The sequence below is a fragment of the Parasphaerochaeta coccoides DSM 17374 genome (genome assembly GCF_000208385.1).
Classification (GTDB): domain Bacteria; phylum Spirochaetota; class Spirochaetia; order Sphaerochaetales; family Sphaerochaetaceae; genus Parasphaerochaeta; species Parasphaerochaeta coccoides.
The window spans coordinates 2,066,995-2,086,832 of the sequence record NC_015436.1; the positions used below are offsets into that span (position 1 = coordinate 2,066,995).

Below are 19,838 nucleotides of genomic sequence, written 5' to 3' on the forward strand. Positions count from 1 at the left end.
AAGGATGCCATAGGAGCGTTCTTTGTCACGCTACGCATGCAGGGGGATGTCGCAAAAAAGTTTGTGGCGTCCTCCTTTTTTCATAATCTCCACTTTTTTGATTTCTTGCACCATATACGCTTGAAAATTAATCATAAACAAATATTAACATCCAAAATCACCAAATAACCCGAAAGTATTATATGCTTTTCATGCAAAATAATACCTTTGGGTAATAGCTTTCTGCCATCACCACGTTTATACTATTTCCTAATTACTACCATATGCGTAAGCTGGCATGTCATCATCTTCTTCACGGAGAAAGGAAAAGACACTATGAGAGAGAGAGAGAGAGAGAGAGAGAGAGTAAACTAAGCGTCATGGTCTTCCTGACCATCCTGATGCTTCTTATCACCTTCATTTCATGCGACAGCAAACTGAATGTTTCAAATACCAATGCAGTGCGCTTCTCCACGGAGATAGGACGCAAGGCCACGGCAGACTCCGAATGGCAAGCCGCTGATGCAGTAGGCATCTTCATGGCCACCGCCAATGTGGATTTGGATGACACCCCCACCCCTGTGGATGCGCGTTTCAACAAGAAGTATCTGGCTGACACAGCCTTCCAGACTTCCGGCTTCACTCCTGCCACCACTGCCGATACCTTGAAGTGGGATGACCTTAGTACGAATCCTGCACCATTCTTCGACTTCATCGCCTACTATCCTTACGTGTCTCCCATCGCTGATACCACGGCTCTATCCATAAACGTCTATCCCCTTGGTTCCGGGGAACAGGACACCGGAAAGGCCGACTTCCTGTGGGGACGTACCGACAATGTACAGAACAATACCTCAACGGTGCATCTGAAGCTTGACCACATGCTCTCCCGTTTGATTGTCAACCTTGGGCCAAGTACCACCGTTGATAAGGATGCCATCAACAATGCCACCGGCGGCTTTACCGTCACGGTCAAGGGCTTGGGTTCTGAAACTACGATAAACCTGAATGACGGAACCTTGGGCACGACGGATACGAGCGCGTCTATTGTCATGAAGGACATTTCCGACACGCTTACGACCACGGAAAGAACCGAGGGAAAGCGCAGGTTCGAGGCTGTGCTGATACCTGTGGGCAACACTTTTGCTCTGGATAACTTAATTCTGGAGTTTACCCTGAGCGGTGGTGCTAGAGCTGGTACATACACATGGGTAGCGGATTCCGTAGCGACCTCTGATCAAGGCAAGATTCACTTTGACAAAGGCAAGCAACATGTCTACAACATGACGCTGAATACGGAAGCGGATGAAGTCGCCGTTGCCGCTATTGAGATTGAGATACAGGACTGGGACACCGGGGACGGCATAAACGCGCCTGCTGTCAAGGTGAGAGTCAAGTCAGTCTCCGCCGGAGGTTATCACACGATGATCCTGAAGACGGACGGCACGCTCTGGGCGACTGGGAACAACGAATATGGTCAACTGGGTGTCGGCGATACGACTAACAGAAGCACGCCCGAGCAGGTCTGGGATTCTCCCGATGGTTCCGTGAAAATGACTGATGTCGCGGCCGTCTTCGCCGGAGAGACTCATACGCTGATCCTGAAGAAGGACGGCACGCTCTGGGCGACTGGATACAACGGAGTGGGTCAATTGGGTGACGGCACTATAATCGACAAAACCATTCCCGTGCAGGTCAAGGATGATGCTGGTGGGTTCATGACTGGTGTCAAGGCTGTCTCCGCCGGAGCCGCCCATACGATGATCTTGAAGAAAGACGGTACGCTCTGGGCGACTGGATTCAACTCTAATGGCCAACTAGGTATCGGTAATAATGACAACAAAGACACGCCCGTGCAGGTCGCGTCCATGGATTCTGATGTCGCGGCGGTCTCCACCGGAGAGTTACATACGATGATTCTGAAGAAAAACGGTACGCTCTGGGCGACAGGATACAACGCTTCTGGACAACTGGGTGACGGTTATAATACCGAAAGAAACACGCCCGAACAGGTCATGGAGAATGTCGCGGCCGTCTTCGCCGGAGTCGGTCACACGATGATCCTGAAGGAGGAGGACGGGACGCTCTGGGCGACTGGATCCAACGGATATGGTCAATTGGGTGTCGGTGATAATGACGGCAGAAGCACGCCCGCGCAGGTCACGTCCATGGGTTCTGATGTCGCGGTCGTCTCCGGCGGATGGGGTCATACGATAATCCTGAAGGAGGACGGCTTGCTCTGGGCGACTGGATACAACGGTTCTGGTGAACTGGGTGACGGCACTATGATCAACAGCAAGACTCCCGTGCAGGTCAAGGCCAGTACCACTCTTGGCGACTTCATGACTGATGTCGTGGCCGTCTCCGCCGGAATGAATCACACGATAATTTTGAAGAAGGACGGCACGCTCTGGGCGACTGGACACAACGGTTTTGGTCAACTGGGTCTAGGTGACAGCAGTTTGGGAACCAACATAAAAACGCCCGAACAGGTAATTTTCTAACCAGAACACGAGGAGATACCGGCGTACGCCGACCGATTAACAAGTCGTTCCGCCACGCCGGTTTCATCCCCTTTGAAATTGAGAATCCAGGGACAACATTCGCATGAAATACAGCCTCATACACGCCCCGCCTGTAATCCGACACATATAGCCCCCAGCCACATCCGTGGCTGTTCATTACATATACCTATCATTGTAGGAGTTCCACATGTCAGACATCAACAGCTTGAAAAAAAGCTCCGTAGATTCTCACAATCAGGGAAAGACAGAGACTGCTAAAGCCCTGCCGTTCATCGTCCGGTTCATCCCCATGGCTACATTCTTCATCCTTGTCATAGTCAGCTGCATTGCCTGCAACATCTCGCTGCCCGCCATCATTGACAAAGACTCACAGGAGTTATTGCTGCTTCATCTGGCAGGAACCACATGGAAACAGGACATCGGTTCCGACAAACCCGCCACCGACTGGAAATGGCGTCATCTGGAGTTTTATCCTACGGTCACAGAAGACGGGGAACTGAATGGGTGGCTGGATGATGGAAAGAGCAAACTCCCCTCCGACAAGACCAACGTTCTTCTGGGATACGGGGAAAAGAATCTTATCCTCACCGTGAGCCAGGACATGGAGACGCTGGAGGTGAAACATTCGGAAGGTTCGGCGGAAGGAACAGAGACCCTGACCGTGACGGATGCACAAGGGAAGCACTTCTACTTCCTGCGGGATATGTGATTGGAGACAGAGCATACACAGCGGGAGAGAAAGAAACTGTCTGCCGTAATAAAGAATCTGTAAGATCCAAAATCACGCAAGCCATAGCACGGAGGATTCTTGTGCCATGCCCATGTGATGTTTCCCGCATATGGTTATAGTCCGGGGGATGTCGCAAAAACTTTGCGGCATTCCCCTTCCTTTGTCGGAAACAGCATGTTCCCGGTCACTCGCCTCGCTCCTTGGCAAGGAAAGACACCAGCTTCATGAAAGGTTCGTTCATTTCCCTGAAAAACATCCTATGGCTTTCACAGAATCTGTACTCTCCCTTCTCATCCCTATACCGTTTGCATCCACCCCGGCATAGCATCAGATAAGGACATTCCTTGCATTTTTCAGAGCCATTGCGGGTATTGTGCAGGAAAAGAGTCGTGAAACGCTTGTCATTGATTGTTTGGAGTGAATCAGAAAGGATATTGCCCAGAAGATACGGGTCAAGGCAATAGAAATCACAGGGATATGTGGAACCGTCTGATTCAACGACATACTGTACCGAACAAACTCCCTTCATGTCACATGCTTCCGGAGGGAGTCCCATGTACATCCCGACCAGATTGTCAAAATACCGGATTGATACCGGAAAAGGACTGTGCAGGGAGTGCATCCATTTCTGTGCCAGCTGGATAAGGAAATGTCCGTAGGCTTCGGCAGTGAGAAAATCACGAGCATCGCCCAGCAGGTTCATGCACGGGATGTACTGCTGATAATACAGTCCATGCCGCATGAAAAAGTCCCATACCTGGTCAATGTTCTGTGCGACTTCATCGGTCACGACAGTAAGTATGTTGAGATCGACATGAGCGCGTTGCATGGCCTCTATTCCCGCAAGAACGTCTGCGCTGCTGCGTCCTCCCCCAATCCTGGGACGATGCATGTTATGAATGCGGGGAGCGCCATCACACGAAATGCCGACCAGAAATCCATTTTCCTTGAAGAATGCCGCCCATGTATCATCCATCAGTGTTCCGTTCGTCTGGAAAGCATAGGAAACAGGGATATGTCCGGTATTCAGTTCTTTCTCCAGCGCTACGAACCTCTTGAACCACGACAGCCCCGCAAGCGCAGGCTCTCCCCCTTGGAACGCATATGATACGCTCCCTGCCTCTTCAAGGGTCTTGTGAAGAAGCGCCCGAACCACGTCTTCCTTCATGATTGTGTGACAGGGGACGCTCCTGTTGGCCGCTTCATTGCAGTAGAAGCAATAATCACATGCAAGGTTACATGCGGATGAGGCAGGTTTGATCATGATGGACAGAGGCTTCATTTCCTTCCCATTCCAAACATGAAGACATTATACAACGACAATCCTATGATGACGACCATCACCGCCATGAACAGCCGGTCTACGTGGGCATGGCTCAGTTTCAACGATACTTTCCTGCCAAGCAGTGCGCCGCAGATACCGGATGCAATCATCAGGATCAGCAGCAACCATGGGAAATCAGGAACCGAATTTGTTAAAATGGTCATTGCCAGGCTTGCAAGCTGTGAGAAGAAAATGATGAACAGGGAATTAAGCGCCGCATGTTTGCTGTCCATGGAAAAAAGATAGGAAAGAATCATGATGTTGACAGGACCGCCACCAATGCCCAGGAAAGAAGAACAAAGCCCCAGAAACAGGCCGGACGACAAACATAGGACAGGATGCACGACGTGCAAGGTTTCTATTTTGTTTTTCCGTACTGTGTACAGGAAGACCATGGCAGTAAGGATGACAAGAATGATGTTCTGCGTGAAACCCACCAGCTCATCATTGCCCGCGGCCTGTCGTATGAAAAAAAGCGCTTCCTTGCCAATGATTCCTCCAAGCACGCTTCCTATGGCAAGCAAAGTCCCAATCTTCCCATTAACGCGTACTTCTCCGTCTTTGCGCGTAAGCAAGGCAACGGAGGTCATGGCCAGTACGGTTGTTCCGCAGAGGAAACTGATGACGGAGACCGTCAAGCCACTGACGGCATCCATGACCGGCTTGATGATGACTCCCCCGCCTATGCCGCTGATTGAGCCTATGACAGTCGCAATGAACGTAACAAAAACAATGACACTACTCACTTCCCTGTCCTCACCATAGAGAAACCAAACATTCACGTCTTCTATGGTGACATGCATGAGAAAAACAGTCCATGGGGAATGACCGGCGTTGCGTTCCTCTTTTGTTCAGGTTATAAGCCAAATGAATCCTTTTCTTTGCGCCTACCTCTTTCTCATGGCATAGGAACAAATAAAAAACCGCCTGCATGGTCATCCCATGAGGCGGCAATACAATTCCTTCACATTATCCGTGAAGCGTATATGTCCCGTTTACAAGGAAGCCGCGAAGAACTCGGAAATCGTTTCCTCCACCAAAGCAGTCACTTCACTCTGGTCGGAATAGAAACCATACCCATGGTCTGCGCCGGGAATATCGACCAGCGTGACGCCAAGCGCGTCAGCCACCTTCTGGTTGGAGTCACGGGGGACTACTGTGTCCTCAGTACCATGGAGGATCAGGACATTGCCCATCGGAGGCAGGTTGTTCATGACCTTATCGGTGATGAACAAGTCCTCAAACCACTTGGAACCAATCGTAAGGGTCGAGCCATACCATGGTTGTTCATAGGCTCCGGTACGGTAGGCACTCACGTAGTTCTTGATGTTCTCCTGGGTTGAATAGGGCATCGTCGCCGGAGCAAGGAGTGCTATGCCGCCATAGTCAAACTCCCCACGGGAGGCTTCCACCAAGGCAAGACGACCGCCCATGCTGTATCCGAGCAATCCAATCCGCCGAGAATCGACAGGTTGCGTCTCGACAGCCCAGAGACCTGCCGCACGGGCATCCTCAAGCATCGATGTCATGTTATTCTCAATGAAAGAGACGCTTGAATCACCGCAACCGGCAAAATCCATCCGCACTGAAGCAATGCCCTTTTCAGCCAACGCCTGGGCGATACCGGCGAAACCTCCGTTCTCTTGGCGGCTTCCTCCATGCCCATGCATGATGACGACCAACGGAGAGAAATCGGAACCGGCAGGCAGGACGATAGTCACCGGAATCTGCCGTGAGGAACCTTCGATAATCGCATCAAATGATTCGATGCTGCCAAGAACCACGGCAGGGGTTTCATCAACGACAGGCGTCTCGCTTTCCACTGGTTCACTGCTGTCATGGATGATGCTGTCAGGAACCAGGACAGGCGTCTCAGCGACAATAGGCATATCAGTTTCGGCTTCCGCTTCCACCGGAGAAGAATCGGCGGGGACTTCACGTTCTGCCGCTGCCACTTCCGGAACCGTTGCGCACGGCGGCAGGTCAGCAGTCTGTACCGGGGTGGTGGCACAAGAAACCAGCAGCATCAGGACAACCCCGCATGTAATCAGGAACGTTCTCATCTTTTCATCATCTCCTATGTACCCACAAGGCGTCTTTCCTTTCCAGGCTCATGGCCACGTAAGAACACCTTGTGTATTTTCATGATGATGATAAAGAAAATGCTACTGATGCACAACGTCACAGGGGAAGCTCATGCAAAGAACATATTAGGGGATGTACAGGAACGGAACATCCCCTGAGCCGCGAGTACACGTCCAATCACCGGAACTAACGTTCATCTCCGCTTGTCTGTCGGCAATGCTCGTGTTGTCCTCAAAGCATTCAATCACGCCTCATCCCACAGCCACGTGGAAAGATAGCGTTCACCAGTATCAGGAAGGACGACGACGATTGTCTTGCCGGCGTTCTCCGGTTTGCGGGAGTATGTCAGGGCAGCCTCAAGCGCAGCGCCGGATGATATGCCAATCAACAAACCTTCCTCACGTGCGGCGGCACGGGCGGTGACCCCTGCCTTCACTTCATCTGTTTCATAAATCTCATCGACTATGGCCGGATCATAAACCTTGGGCACAAATCCCGCGCCGATACCCTGTATCTTATGCGGCCCCGGCTTTCCGCCGGACAGGACAGGGCTGGTCACCGGTTCCACTGCAACGACCTTCACATCCGGCTTCTTCCCTTTGAGAAACTTGCCGACGCCGGTGATTGTACCGCCAGTACCAACACCGCCTATGAGGATATCAACCTTTCCCTCGGTGTCATCCCATATCTCAGGACCTGTCGTCGCCTCATGGATGGCAGGGTTCGCAGGGTTGTTAAACTGCTGGGGAATGAAGGAATTTTCATATGTCGTAGCCAGTTCCTCAGCCTTTTCAATGGCTCCTTTCATCCCTTTCGCTCCCTCGGTCAGCACCAATTCAGCTCCATAGGCCTTCAAGAGCTTGCGCCGCTCAATACTCATGGTCTCCGGCATGGTAAGGATGATACGATACCCTTTCACCGCTGCCACGGCAGCCAGAGCAATGCCTGTGTTGCCGCTTGTCGGCTCAATGATGACGGAACCTTTCGTCAGCTTTCCGGCTTTTTCAGCGGACTCGATCAACGCAAGACCGATACGGTCTTTTACGCTGGAAAACGGATTGAAACTTTCCACCTTGGCGTAAACATCCGCTCCACCATCATTCAATCTGTTGATACGGACAAGGGGCGTCCGTCCTATCACCTGTGTAATATCATTCACACGAGCCATGGTTTTCCTCCTTGGAAAGTGAGCTGTACGAAAAAAGCGTACAACATTCTCTTGTGGTATAGAGAATATGATACTGGACAATCTTTTTACTGTCAATATAACCATATGAAATACTGTAGTGTAGTAGGAATTATAAATGCCAGAAAAAGGCTCCCCGTGTATCTTCTCCCTGCTTCACAGGGATGTCTTTACTTTTCCCGGATACTCGCCGAAGACCAGGCGGAAGGCTTCGGAGAATCGGTTCACGCTCTTATAACCCACCGCATAGGAAACCTCGGTCACCGAGCGGCCTTCCCTAAGATAGTTTGCCGCCAGGTTCATTCTCAAGGTACGGAGATAGCCGTAGAGGGTGTCCCCATACTGCTTCTTAAAAAGGGTCTTCAACTTGGTGGGACTCATCCCGGCGATATGTGAAAGTTTTTCTATCGACGGCGAATCAGCCGGATGTTCAAGGAAATATGCCGTCACGGCGCACAACCCCATCTTGTCCTGGGAATGACATCCCCCTTGGATGTCACATGTCTCGCAGAACTCAAAGGTATTGTTGGTCAGATAAAAGAGGAACAGCGACATTGAGGAACTGATGGAACGCTGGGCAGCGTCTGCGGTCAGGGTAATGTCTCCCAGCCGCTGGAAAAGCTGAAGCACATGCTCAACGTTGAGATGGCGGGGCAGATGGTAGAGGGCGCGCGCCTGTTCACCATCGTCATTGGAATAGCGTTTTCCTAAATAAGCACGAAATTCCTTCTCCCTATAGGCAAACTCGACTATGCGAACCAGACGACCGGCGGGAAGATCCAAGGTAGCCCTGTCCGTAGCGGACGATGCTGGCATATGGCAGGTGATTACTTCATCCTTATCAATATCACGCAGAAAAAGAAACGAACGCTCATGGACAGGAAAAAGCTCAAGGCTGGAAAGTTTCAGGGGTTCGTAAAGGAAAATGTTCATCTTGAGAGCCACCATGCCCGGTGAAGACGCAAAAATCTGTATGGTACCGTACCCGTATTTATCCGGAATGATGTATGTCGAGAAAGATTCCTCATGAGTGGCGATGCATCCCGCAGCTTCAAGAATATCACCTGCCGGATGTCCTGTCGTCCTTTCAGCCCCCATTTCCACCATCCTTACCGCCTTCCTTTGCTTCCGAGGCATCCAATGCCTCATTGAGTGTATGCCATCCCAGTACGGCACATTTCACCCGTGCCGGCATGTGGGATACATTAGAGAAAGCCGCTGCCTCCTGTAGATGTCCGATAGTCTCATCGTCCAGCTTTCCGTCCCGTACCATCTCCAAAAACAATCCTTCCAACCGCCGTGCCTCGGCAAGCGTCTTGCCTCGGACAAGATCAGCCATCACCGAAGCGGAAGCCTGCGAGATGGCGCAACCCGTACCGGTGAAGGCGACATCTTCGACCACCCCTTCAGGCGACAACCGAAGTTCCAGCTCTATCTCATCCCCGCATGAAGGATTCACTCCTTTGATTGTCGCTGTCGGATGCTCTACATGACGCTTGTTGCGGGTAGAGGCGTTATGAACCATGATGACCTGTGTGTAGATTTCCTTAAGATCCATAGCCGAATACTTCCCTCGCTTTCTTTAACGCGGCGACCAAGGCGTCAATGTCTTCCCGCGTATTGTAGATGCTTATGCTGGCGCGACAGGTGGCATGCGCCCCCAGATACTGCATCAGAGGCTGGGCGCAGTGATGTCCCGCGCGAATTGCGACGCCCTCCGTATCCAGGATGGATGCCACGTCATGGGGATGGATGCCATCTACGGTGAAGGACATGACAGGGTAACGCCCGTCACCTTCCCTCGCCTTGCCGTAAATATGAATCCAGGGCAAGCCGCCCAACGTATCCAGGGCATAGTCCGTCACCTCTTTCTCAACCCTCCGGATTTCATCATAGCCGACCGCCTCAATGTAATCTATGGCAGCCGCCAGACCGACAGCTCCTTCCACATTCTGCGTACCCGCCTCAAAACGCTGGGGAAGCGGCGCAAAGGTGGCATGCTGTTCCGTCACATATTCAATCATGTCGCCGCCGGTGAGAAATGGCGGCATATCCTTCAGAATATCCTTCTTTCCATAAAGAACCCCGATGCCCAGGGGAGCGAACATCTTGTGGCCGGAAAAAGTGGCAAAGTCCAGATCAAGCGCCTGTACGTCAAGCCTTTCATGGGGGATGCTTTGGGCACAGTCAGCAATCACGACGGCTCCTGCTTCATGGGCTTTCTCCACAATACGGCGAACCGGCACTTCGACGCCCAATACATTGCTCACCACTGCGAAAGCGACAATCTTGGTGCGAGCTGTAATCTTGGTTTTGATGTCCTCATCACGAATATAACCGTCATCATCAAGGTAGAGATAGACTAAAGAGGCTCCCGTTTCCGCACAAACTATCTGCCAAGGGACTAAGTTGCTATGATGCTCCGACACGGGTATGACTACTTCGTCTCCCTTTTTCAAAATGCTTCGTGCATACGTCCACGCAATGAGATTGATCGACTCCGTAGTATTGCGGGTGAAGATAATCTCCTGCGGAGAGGCTGCGCCAATGAAGGAAGCAACCTTTGATCGGGCGCCTTCATAGGCTTCCGTCGAAGCCACCGCCAGAGCATATACCCCACGGTGAGGATTCGCGTTGGCCGTCTCATAATACCGGGTCATGGCATCAAGTACTTGCCGAGGCCGTTGTGAAGTCGCCGCGCTGTCCAGATAGACGGTTCTTTCATCCCCTGATGAATGGGAAAGGATGGGGAAATCCTCTCTGTATTCTTGTATTTTCCGTGTGCCGCTCATTATGTCGCTCATTGTGCTGCCAGCCTTGTCGCAATGACCGTGGATACTTCATCACGGATATTTTCATCAGGGATCATAGCTATGATGGGCTCGAACTGGGCTTCTACCAACAGCTTCCTGGCCGTCGTTTCATCCAGGCCGCGGCTCATCAGGTAGAACAGGGAATCTACATCAATCCGTCCGGTACTCACCGCATGGGCGCCTTCCACGTCTTCCTCTCCGCAGAGAATCAGGGGGACTGATTTATTCCTTACCTGTGGGCTGAACATCAAGGAAAATTCCTCCTCGGCTCCTTTGCTTCCGACCGCGCCGGGGAGAAAGTCTATGGTGCCTTTGAATGTCTTGACCGCTTTGTCAAGCAAAGCACCACGCCCCACCAGGTCGGAGTGGGTGCGTTTCCCCTGGTGGGTCGCCATGTAGTTCATCTCGGACACGCGCTCATTGTCTCCAAGGAACATGGTTCCCAACTCATAGGAAGCATCGTCCCCGGCAAGGAACGCCTTGGATCCGCCGAACATGCGCCGTCCGCCAATCAGTACGTGGACGACTTTCACTGTGGCTCCTTCTTCAGCATGCACGCCACAGTCAATGAAACTCACCGCCTGGTCATCCAGCAACTGAACCTGCACGATGGTCACGTGAGAATGAGGATGGGCAACCACGCGCGTAGAGCCTGCGTAGTACCGTGCCGCCGCTGGCGTTCCCGCCGAATGAATGGTCTGGACGAGCGTCACATTGCTTCCCTCCCCGGCCACAAGAACCGTGTCATCGACAATGGCTGGCGATGAGCTATCCACGACATAAGGGATGATGATTGGGTCGGTCACTCGGACATGCGGCTTCACGCCAATGAAGAACCCGGCGTTCGCCGAAGAACGGACATGCGCGACGAACTGGTCGCCTATGCCCGATGGAACGGCAACCTGAGAAGTGAAAGCCGCACTGTCCTTGATGACATAATCATCCGACGGAGGGGGGACAGGCTTCTTGGGCAGAGAACCGGCCACGGCAAGCTCATCCTGGAAATCTCCGCCGTTCAGTCCCATCCGACGGTAGGTCAGCCGGGGAAGGATATTCACATCATGTATGGTAAGTTTTTCTGTCTTCATCTTTCACCTCAGCCAATGCTGCCCTCCATCTCAAGGGTGATGAGATTGTTCATCTCAACCGCATATTCAAGCGGCAGCTCCTTGGCGATGGGTTCCGCGAAGCCCCTGACAATTAAGGTCTTGGCTTCTTGCTCTCCCAATCCGCGGGTCATCAGGTAGTAGATTGCCTGGTCGCTTATCCGTCCTATCCGCGCCTCATGCCCGATATCCACATCATCAGTGCGGATGTCCATGCCGGGGATGGTATCTGAACGGGAGATGCTGTCCAGCATCAGGGATTCGCAGGATACTGTATTCTTGGAATGGACGGCTTCCTTGGCGACCATCACTTGGCTGCGGGTAATGCACTTTCCTCCGTTCTTGGAGATGGATTTGGTGTTGACCGAACTGGTGGTGAAGGGAGCCAGATGGAACACCTTGGTTCCCGTGTCCAGTTCCTGTCCCTTGCCGGCGAATGTAATGCCCGTAAATTCCGAATGGGCGCCTTCACCCAGCAGGACGCTTGAGGGATAGAGCATGGATATCTGGGAGCCGAAGGAACCGGACACCCATTCTATGGTTCCCTTCTTTTGGACGTGGGCGCGCTTGGTGTTGAGGTTCCACATGTTCTTGGACCAGTTTTCTATGGTGGAATAGCGCAGGCGCGCTTCTTCCGCAACATACAGCTCCACGCATCCGGCATGGATGTTCAGCACATTGTACTTGGGAGCGGAACATCCTTCAATGAAATGCAGATCGGCACCTGGCTCCACAATAATCAGGGTATGCTCGAACTGTCCTGTCCCCGGAGCGTTCTGCCGGAAATAGGATTGCAGGGGGATGGGAACCTTCACGTCCTTCGGCACATAGACGAACGAACCGCCAGACCAGACAGCCCCATGCAAGGCGACATACTTATGGTCGGAAGGAGGAACCATCTTCATGAAATGGGTTTTCACCAGGTCTTCATAATCACGCAGGGCGGTCTCCATGTCACAGTAGACGACTCCCAGATCCTCGACTTCCTTACGCATGTTGTGGTAGACGACCTCGGAATCATATTGGGCACCTACTCCCGCAAGGGATTCTTTTTCCGCCTGGGGAATACCCAGCTTGTCAAAAGTTCCCCTGATGTTCTCCGGAAGGTCTTTCCAAGAGGTCTTCATGTCGGTCTTCGGCTTGAGATATGTCACTATTTCATTCATGTCCAACGCGGATAAATCTGGCCCCCACACGGGATTCTCCAGCTTGTAGTAAGTCTCAAGGCTGTGGAGGCGGAACTCCCGCATCCACGGGGGATCATTCTTTGCGCGGGAAATCGTTTCGACAATCTCCGGAGTCAGCCCCTTGCGTGTCTTGAAGGCGGCATCTTCCTCATAACGGAAATCCCAGCGTGACAGATCCATTTCTTCAAGCTGGGTCTTTTTTCTCTGTGCTTCCATAGGCATAGGACTACTCCTGCTTCCCGATGAAAATGGTGTAGCCCTGCTCGTTGATTTGTTTGATCAGGGATGCGTCGCCGGTAGTCACCAAGCGGCCCTTGACCAGGACATGGACGAAATCAGGGCGCATATGTTCGAGGATGCGGGTATTGTGGGTGATGACGAGCAGCGCGTTCTTATCAGTGCGGAACTTCTCAATGCCCTGGGAGACGACTCTCACGGCATCGACATCCAGACCAGAGTCCGTTTCATCAAGGATGGCCAGCTTTGGTTCAAGGGTCAGCATCTGAAGGATTTCCGCCTTCTTCTTCTCACCACCGGAGAAACCTACGTTCAGGTATCTACGGGCATAGGAAGGATCCATATCCAGTTCGCTCATTTTTTTCCGAAGCTCGACATTGAAGATGAAAACATTTTCTTCTTCTCCCCGGAGGGCGCTTTTTGCTGTACGGATGAAATTCTCCATGTTGATGCCCGGAACTTCTTCCGGATTCTGGAAGGAAAGAAAGAGTCCGAGCTTGGCTCTCTTGTCGGTATCCATTTCCGTGATGTCTTCTCCATCAAAGAAAATTGTCCCGTCTTCAACGGTGAACGATGGATGACCCATGATGACATTGCCCAAGGTGGACTTTCCCGCTCCGTTTGGTCCCATCAGGACATGAAGCTCGCCCTCCTTGATGGTCAGATCGATATGACTGAGCAATTCCTTATCTTCGACTTTCACGGATACATCCGTGATTTTCAGCAATTCCTTTGACACAGGGATACTCCTTACATGGAGAGAATATACTATCTTTGAAGGACAAAATAATATCCTTTGGAGACATTTTTCGCAATTGTACTTCTTTTGAGCGGTGGTATCAAGGCTTCCCATGGCAAAGAGAATGCACATACAGAAAAAGCGTCGAGGTGGTAGTGGTAATTATTGACGCTGGGAAAGACAGCAACTCAATCTATCTGTAAATTTTGTATCTTCCTCTGTGCATCCCTTACAGATCATCAAGCAAGGAAGTGCTTTTGGCATAGGCTGTGTTGCGTGCCTCAAAGAAATCAGTCTTGATCAGATTGGCGTTGGAATACTGACCGACCCATTTCATTGTCTCCGGCTCCTTGTCATGCCCCTCATAGATGGGCTGAAAGCCCAGGTCGGTGCAACGCAGATTTCCCAGATACTGGATGTAATCAGTGACCATATCCTTGTTCAGCCCTACGATGTCATCTCCAATGACATAGTGTCCCCAGGCTATTTCCTGGTCGGCGCCCTGCTTTATCATGGCACGGTACTCATCCACCAGATTAGGAGTGAACATGGCCGGTTCCTCCTTCTGCATCTCCCTGAGAATTGAACGGAAAAGCCAGAGATGGGTTGTCTCGTCACGGTTGATGTAGCGTATTTCCTGGACTGAACCGGGCATCTTGTTGTTCCGCCCCAGGTTATAGAAGAACATGAACCCGCTGTAGAAATAAATGCCTTCAAGGATGTAGTTGGCCACCATCGTCTTCACAATCTGACAGACATCCTGGTTGACCATGAAGTTCTGGTAGAGATCTCCAATGAACTTATTGCGGGCAAGAAGGTGCGCGTCGTCACGCCACTGGTAGAGTATCCCGGTACGTTCGTCCGGAGAACAGATGGTATCGAGCATATAGCTGTAGCTCTGGCTGTGGATGGCTTCCTGGAACGCCTGTATGGTCAGGCAAAGGTTGACCTCGTTGGCGGTGATGAATTGGGCAAGGTTTGGCAGGTTCGCCGTCTGCACGCTGTCAAGAAAGATGAGGAACGACAGAATCTTGTCATATGCCGTCTTCTCCGCAGGACTTAACCTGCGATAGTCCTGGACATCAGTGTTCATGTTGATTTCCTCTGGTATCCAGAAATTGTTCATTGCCTGCCTGTACCAATCGCTCGTCCATCCGTACTTCAGATTGTTGAAATCATTCAAATTGGTGGTGTTTCCGCCTACCATACGTCTTTTGTCCAGGCCAGTGTCTCCATGTTCATTGAAGATTGGCTTGCGGTAAATCGGGAAACAGTCATCATTGTATTTGTCTTTGTCTCCAGTCACGGGCATGTGTACATCCTCCGTTAAGCTATGTGCTTTTGTTTCAGCATGAATTTCATCACTCCATGCATCTTATGACGCGCAGGAGTCGCATTCATCGACTTCCAGTGCTTTGCTTCTCAGGTAGTAAATTGTCTTCACACCATTTTTCCACGCCTCCACGTACAGATTCATGATCTGGCGGAAGCTCATATCCGTGGTGATGTAGAGATTGAGGGACTGCGCCTGATCCACATGCCTCTGGCGCACGCCTGCGGCGCGGACTGTCCAGATTTGGTCAATCAGGTGGGCGTTCTTATAAAGCCAGTACGTCTTCGGCGACAGCTCAGGAGCCACACGAGGCAGGATGTTCTTCTTCTTTTCCTCAAGGAAGAAACGTCTCAGGACAGGGTCGAGCCCTGCGGTAGTCCCGGCAAGGATTGACGTGGAGCTGGTCGGTGCAATGGCTATGAGATAAGCGTTCCTCATGCCTTGTTTCGCGACGGTTGAGCGTAGAGCCGCCCATCTGTCCCCCGTGTAGTTCCTTTTGTCAAAATACGCGCCAGTCTGCCAATCAGATCCTTCAAAATAGGCATAGGAGCCTTTTTCCGCCGCAATGTCGCTGCTCGCCTTCACCGCCCAGTAGTTGATGGCTTCGAATACCCTGTCAGCAATCCCAAGGTGCGCCTCGCTTTCCCATGCCACGCCCTTCTTGGCAAGCATGTGGTGATATCCGCTGGTTCCCAGCCCAATTGCCCGGTAACGCTTGTTGGTGATCTCCGCATACGGCACGGGGTACATGTTCAGGTCGATTACATTGTCCAACGCCCTGACCGTAGCCGTGACGATGCCTTCAACCTCCACCGGGTCATCAACATTGATGTTTCCCAGCACCAAGGATGCCAGGTTGCAGACAACGAACTCGCCCGGCTTTGTTTTCTCCACGACAACAATGTCCCCTCCCGCTCCTTCAGTGGTGACTTCCACGCTCTCCTGCGTGATAGGAGCCATGTTCTGGGCAATTTCCGTACAAAGGTTCGAGCAATAAATCATGCCTTTGTGAGCGTTGGGATTGGCCTTGTTCACCGCGTCACGGAAGAACGCGAAAGGCGTTCCCGTCTCAACACCGCTCTTGATGATCATGCGAACCAGTTCTTTAATCTTGATGGGACGTTTGGGAACCGCCGGGTCGTTTAAACATTCATGGTATCTTTTTTCCCACTCATCTCCGTAAGAATCCTCAAGGTGGTAGCCTTTGACCTTGTATATCTCATAAGGACACATCAGGTTCCAGGTTCCCTCAATGTCGTTCTCTACCATCCTCCAGAAAAGATCGGGGTAACACACTCCGGGAAACACATCATGAGCCTTCATCCGGTCATCGCCGTTGTTCGTCCTGAGCTGGAGGAATTCCGGCAGATCCTTGTGCCAGGCGTCAAGATAAACTGCCACGGCTCCCTGACGCATGCCCAGCTGATCCACCGCGACCGCAGTGTCGTTAGCAAGCTTGATCCATCTGATGACGCCGCCGGCCACTCCTTTGAAGTCCCGGATGGCAGAGCCAACAGCACGCACCTTGCCAAAGTACAATCCCATGCCTCCCCCGAACTTGGATACTTGGGAAAAGTTAGTGACCGACCGGTAGATTCCATCCAACGTATCGGGGACTGTATCAATGAAACAGGAGGAAAGCTGGTGGTATGGCTTGCGGGCATTTGACAACGTCGGCGTCGCCATGGTGACTTTCAGGGTGCTGATCATGTCGTAGAAACGCCGAACCCAGTCCAGCCTGTCCTTCTTCTCATCCATGGCCAGGTGGAGGGCTATGCCGAGAAAAAGTTCCTGCGGAGTCTCAAGCAGTTCCCCTTCATGACTGCGAATCACGTAACGTTGCAAGAGAAGGTCCAGAGCCGAATATGTAAGAAAATCATTTCTTTTCTCATCAATGAATGCCGCTGCCCTGTCAATCTCCTCATGGGTATATTTCTCCAGGATGTAAGCTCCATAGAGGCCTTCCGTGGTCAGAAAGCGAATCTTGCCGAACAGGTCGGAGAATCCGTAACGGGACTCCTGCTTCTTCAGCGTGAGGGAGAATTGCAGATAGCGGAGGCGGGCGGCTATGAACTCCCAGTCAGGAGCGTCTTGGGTGGTCATCTCGACTGCGGCGCGAACCAGCATGCCCAGAGACTCGTCCGTCTCCATCCCCGGTTTACTGAAAGCACTGAACTTCCCATAAAGAAGGTCAAGCTGGTAGGGAGCATCCGCATAGTCGCGTTGTATTGAAATGAGAACAGGCTCAAGTTCCGGCACAGGGAGCAGATTGAGGATTTTCTTCCTGTCATCCCGTTTTTTCGTGCGCACGGAACGGTACAGGATGTAGCTCTTGGCAACATCAAAGTATTCATGCTTCATCAGGATTTTTTCCACGGTATCCTGAATCAATTCGACATCCACCATTGTCCCGGAGGCATGAAGGCGCGTCAGTTCATCATGGACTTCTCCTGTCAGGCGGGAAAGAATCGTATCATCCGCGGTGTGGGATCGGCTTGCGAAAGCGGCCTTCATTGCCGCGGTAATCTTATGTTCCTGATAGGTTTCGGGTTTTCCCGTCCTCTTTATGATAGTTTCCATTGCTGGCATAAAAACCTCTTTCGTCCGCATTTTTCCTTTCCGGGCAAGGAGAGTCCCAACCGGAAATTTGTTATATAATAATGATATCTATTATCATCATCTTTTCAATAACCATACAGATAGGATGATTGATTCAGACATAGCACAATATATTGTGGTATACTTTATTTGTCCAGATAAAGTTCATTTTTTCACATTTCTTTTTCCGTCATATATCAAATCATCTGGGAAGTCCTTTCATTCTTGTATGGATCCCTATTTGCATTGGCTTTCTGCTGTTGTACAAGTTTTCCATTCCTGCTATATCACTAGTATCCGGTTTTCCCCTCTTTCCTATTCTGCTTTTCCAAGGCTTTCCGGGGAAAATATGGGCGCTATGCCAAAAAATGGAGAAAGCATCATGAATAAAACCCCCGTCACCATTACCCGTGCCTTGCTGTCCGTCTCGGACAAAAGCGGGTTGCTTGAACTGGCCGAAGCTTTGCATGACCGGCATGTGGAACTGATATCCACAGGAGGCACTGCCCACACACTGCGCAAGCATGGACTGCCAGTCAAGGACGTAGCGGAAATCACCTGTTTCCCGGAGATGATGGACGGACGAGTCAAGACGTTGCATCCGTTGATACATGGCGGCATCTTGGGATTGAGGGATGACGAGGGACATGTCAAGGCAGCCAAAGACGCCCATATCGGTTGGATTGACCTGGTGGTCTGCAATCTCTACCCTTTTGAAAAGACAATAAACAAGCCCGGTGTTGAATTGGACGAAGCTATCGAGAACATCGACATTGGCGGGCCTTCCATGATACGCGCGGCAGCCAAGAACATGGGATGGACAGCTGTGCTGACCAGTCCCGACCAGTACCCGGCATTCATTGAGGAGTTCTCCCGCTATGGACAGATATCCTTTGCCTCCCGGCGTGAGCTTACCGCCGCGGCGTTCCGCCATACCGCCCAGTATGATACTCTTATCCAGTCGTATCTCACCGATGAACCATTCCCTGAAACCTTGAGCCTGACATGGCGCAAGTCCTACCCCCTCCGCTACGGCGAGAACCCCCATCAGACGGCGGCTGTCTATCAATCCGTAGAGCCACCTACCCAAAGGGATGGCGTATCACTGCTCGATGCCAAGGTTCTCAATGGCAAGGAGTTGTCCTACAACAATCTGAATGATGCTGATGGCGCGGTACTCACCGTGAGGGAATTCACCGCTCCCGCCTGCGTAGTGGTCAAGCATGCCACTCCCTGCGGAGTCAGCATTTCTGATGACATAGCTACCGCCGTTGACCAGGCGTTCATGGCCGACGAGCTGTCCGCCTATGGCGGAATCGTGGCGATAAACAGACCTTGTACGGTGGAGGTGGCGAAATACTTCTCACAGAAGTTCATCGAGGTGTTCCTTGCCCCTTCCTATGAGGAAGATGCCTTGGAGGTGCTGAGGAAAAAGAAAGCCTTGCGCGTCCTTGCGCTGGGAGATATCCCTCCACTCTCCCCTCATCTTGTCTGTCGTCCTATCAGCGGTGGTCTGCTTGTACAGGAACGGGACATGACTGACCTGATGCCTGATGATGTACACGTCGTGACAAAGGTTCAACCGACATCAGCGCAGCTTTCCGACTTGCTCTTTGGCTGGAAGGTAATCAAGCATGTCCGTTCCAATGCCATCCTGCTCGCCCGCGACACTACCACGGTCGGCATAGGCGGCGGTCAGGTCTCCAGGGTCGATGCGGTGAAGATTGCCATAAGCAAGGCAAAGGATACCCACGGAGCAGTGCTTGTCAGCGATGCTTTCTTCCCCTTCCGGGACAGCATCGACGTCCTCAAGGGTACGGGCATCACGGCGGTCATCCAGCCGGGGGGCTCAATCCGCGACCAAGAGGTGATAGATGCTTGCGACGAGGCTGGGATAGCCATGGTGTTCACGGGAGGAATCAGGGGATTTCTGCATTAAAAATGCACCAATGGTGAGCCAGTCGAAAGCCTCGTTTTTTGCGGCATGCCTTCATTG

General features: G+C 51.8%; 15 protein-coding genes. 3 read left to right on the forward strand and 12 right to left on the reverse strand.

Features of this window, described 5'->3' with window-relative positions; translation table 11 throughout:
* Positions 1-359: 359 nt before the first annotated feature.
* Both SPICO_RS09980 and SPICO_RS08940 read left to right on the forward strand, forming a co-directional pair.
* Positions 360-2,483, forward strand: coding sequence for an RCC1 domain-containing protein (locus tag SPICO_RS09980; protein ID WP_013740344.1), 2,124 nt, complete (start codon positions 360-362; stop codon positions 2,481-2,483).
* A 208-nt stretch (positions 2,484-2,691) separates the two neighbouring features.
* Positions 2,692-3,213, forward strand: coding sequence for a hypothetical protein (locus tag SPICO_RS08940; RefSeq protein ID WP_013740345.1), 522 nt, complete (start codon positions 2,692-2,694; stop codon positions 3,211-3,213).
* A 205-nt stretch (positions 3,214-3,418) separates the two neighbouring features.
* On the opposite strand, the gene SPICO_RS08945 is transcribed toward SPICO_RS08940, so the two are convergent.
* The 12 genes from SPICO_RS08945 to SPICO_RS09000 form a co-directional block, all read right to left on the reverse strand.
* Positions 3,419-4,516, reverse strand: coding sequence for a radical SAM/SPASM domain-containing protein (locus SPICO_RS08945; RefSeq protein ID WP_013740346.1), 1,098 nt, complete (start codon positions 4,514-4,516; stop codon positions 3,419-3,421).
* Positions 4,513-5,304, reverse strand: a complete 792-nt coding sequence (locus SPICO_RS08950; protein ID WP_041396016.1) for a sulfite exporter TauE/SafE family protein — start codon at positions 5,302-5,304, stop codon at positions 4,513-4,515. The genes SPICO_RS08945 and SPICO_RS08950 overlap by 4 nt, the downstream gene beginning before the upstream one ends.
* Before the next feature lie 249 nt (positions 5,305-5,553).
* A complete protein-coding gene (locus tag SPICO_RS08955) occupies positions 5,554-6,621 on the reverse strand; it encodes an alpha/beta hydrolase family protein (RefSeq protein WP_013740348.1) in 1,068 nt (355 codons plus the stop codon).
* Positions 6,622-6,887: 266 nt separating this feature from the next.
* Positions 6,888-7,811: a cysteine synthase A gene (gene cysK / locus SPICO_RS08960; protein ID WP_013740349.1), complete on the reverse strand. Its 924-nt coding sequence runs from the start codon at positions 7,809-7,811 to the stop codon at positions 6,888-6,890.
* A gap of 174 nt (positions 7,812-7,985) precedes the next feature.
* Positions 7,986-8,927, reverse strand: coding sequence for a helix-turn-helix transcriptional regulator (locus SPICO_RS08965; protein ID WP_169310084.1), 942 nt, complete (start codon positions 8,925-8,927; stop codon positions 7,986-7,988).
* The gene (gene sufU, locus SPICO_RS08970) at positions 8,917-9,387 is read right to left on the reverse strand and encodes a Fe-S cluster assembly sulfur transfer protein SufU (RefSeq protein WP_013740351.1); all 471 of its coding nucleotides are present in this window, start codon (positions 9,385-9,387) and stop codon (positions 8,917-8,919) included. The genes SPICO_RS08965 and sufU overlap by 11 nt, the downstream gene beginning before the upstream one ends.
* Positions 9,377-10,633, reverse strand: a complete 1,257-nt coding sequence (locus tag SPICO_RS08975) for a cysteine desulfurase (RefSeq protein ID WP_013740352.1) — start codon at positions 10,631-10,633, stop codon at positions 9,377-9,379. The genes sufU and SPICO_RS08975 overlap by 11 nt, the downstream gene beginning before the upstream one ends.
* Positions 10,630-11,730 carry a SufD family Fe-S cluster assembly protein gene (locus SPICO_RS08980; RefSeq protein WP_013740353.1) on the reverse strand — a complete coding sequence of 367 codons (1,101 nt, stop codon included), beginning with the start codon at positions 11,728-11,730 and terminating at the stop codon, positions 10,630-10,632. The genes SPICO_RS08975 and SPICO_RS08980 overlap by 4 nt, the downstream gene beginning before the upstream one ends.
* 8 nt (positions 11,731-11,738) lie before the next feature.
* Positions 11,739-13,157 carry a Fe-S cluster assembly protein SufB gene (sufB, locus tag SPICO_RS08985; RefSeq protein WP_013740354.1) on the reverse strand — a complete coding sequence of 473 codons (1,419 nt, stop codon included), beginning with the start codon at positions 13,155-13,157 and terminating at the stop codon, positions 11,739-11,741.
* 4 nt (positions 13,158-13,161) lie between these two features.
* The gene (sufC, locus tag SPICO_RS08990; RefSeq protein ID WP_013740355.1) at positions 13,162-13,911 is read right to left on the reverse strand and encodes a Fe-S cluster assembly ATPase SufC; all 750 of its coding nucleotides are present in this window, start codon (positions 13,909-13,911) and stop codon (positions 13,162-13,164) included.
* A 229-nt stretch (positions 13,912-14,140) separates the two neighbouring features.
* Positions 14,141-15,223 (reverse strand): ribonucleotide-diphosphate reductase subunit beta, encoded by a 1,083-nt coding sequence (locus SPICO_RS08995; protein WP_013740356.1) that lies wholly within the window; start codon positions 15,221-15,223, stop codon positions 14,141-14,143.
* A 63-nt stretch (positions 15,224-15,286) separates the two neighbouring features.
* Positions 15,287-17,824 (reverse strand): ribonucleoside-diphosphate reductase subunit alpha, encoded by a 2,538-nt coding sequence (locus SPICO_RS09000; RefSeq protein ID WP_041396024.1) that lies wholly within the window; start codon positions 17,822-17,824, stop codon positions 15,287-15,289.
* 400 nt (positions 17,825-18,224) lie between these two features.
* On the opposite strand from SPICO_RS09000, the gene purH reads away from it, so the two are divergent.
* The gene (gene purH / locus SPICO_RS09005; RefSeq protein ID WP_013740358.1) at positions 18,225-19,781 is read left to right on the forward strand and encodes a bifunctional phosphoribosylaminoimidazolecarboxamide formyltransferase/IMP cyclohydrolase; all 1,557 of its coding nucleotides are present in this window, start codon (positions 18,225-18,227) and stop codon (positions 19,779-19,781) included.
* Positions 19,782-19,838 lie beyond the last annotated feature (57 nt).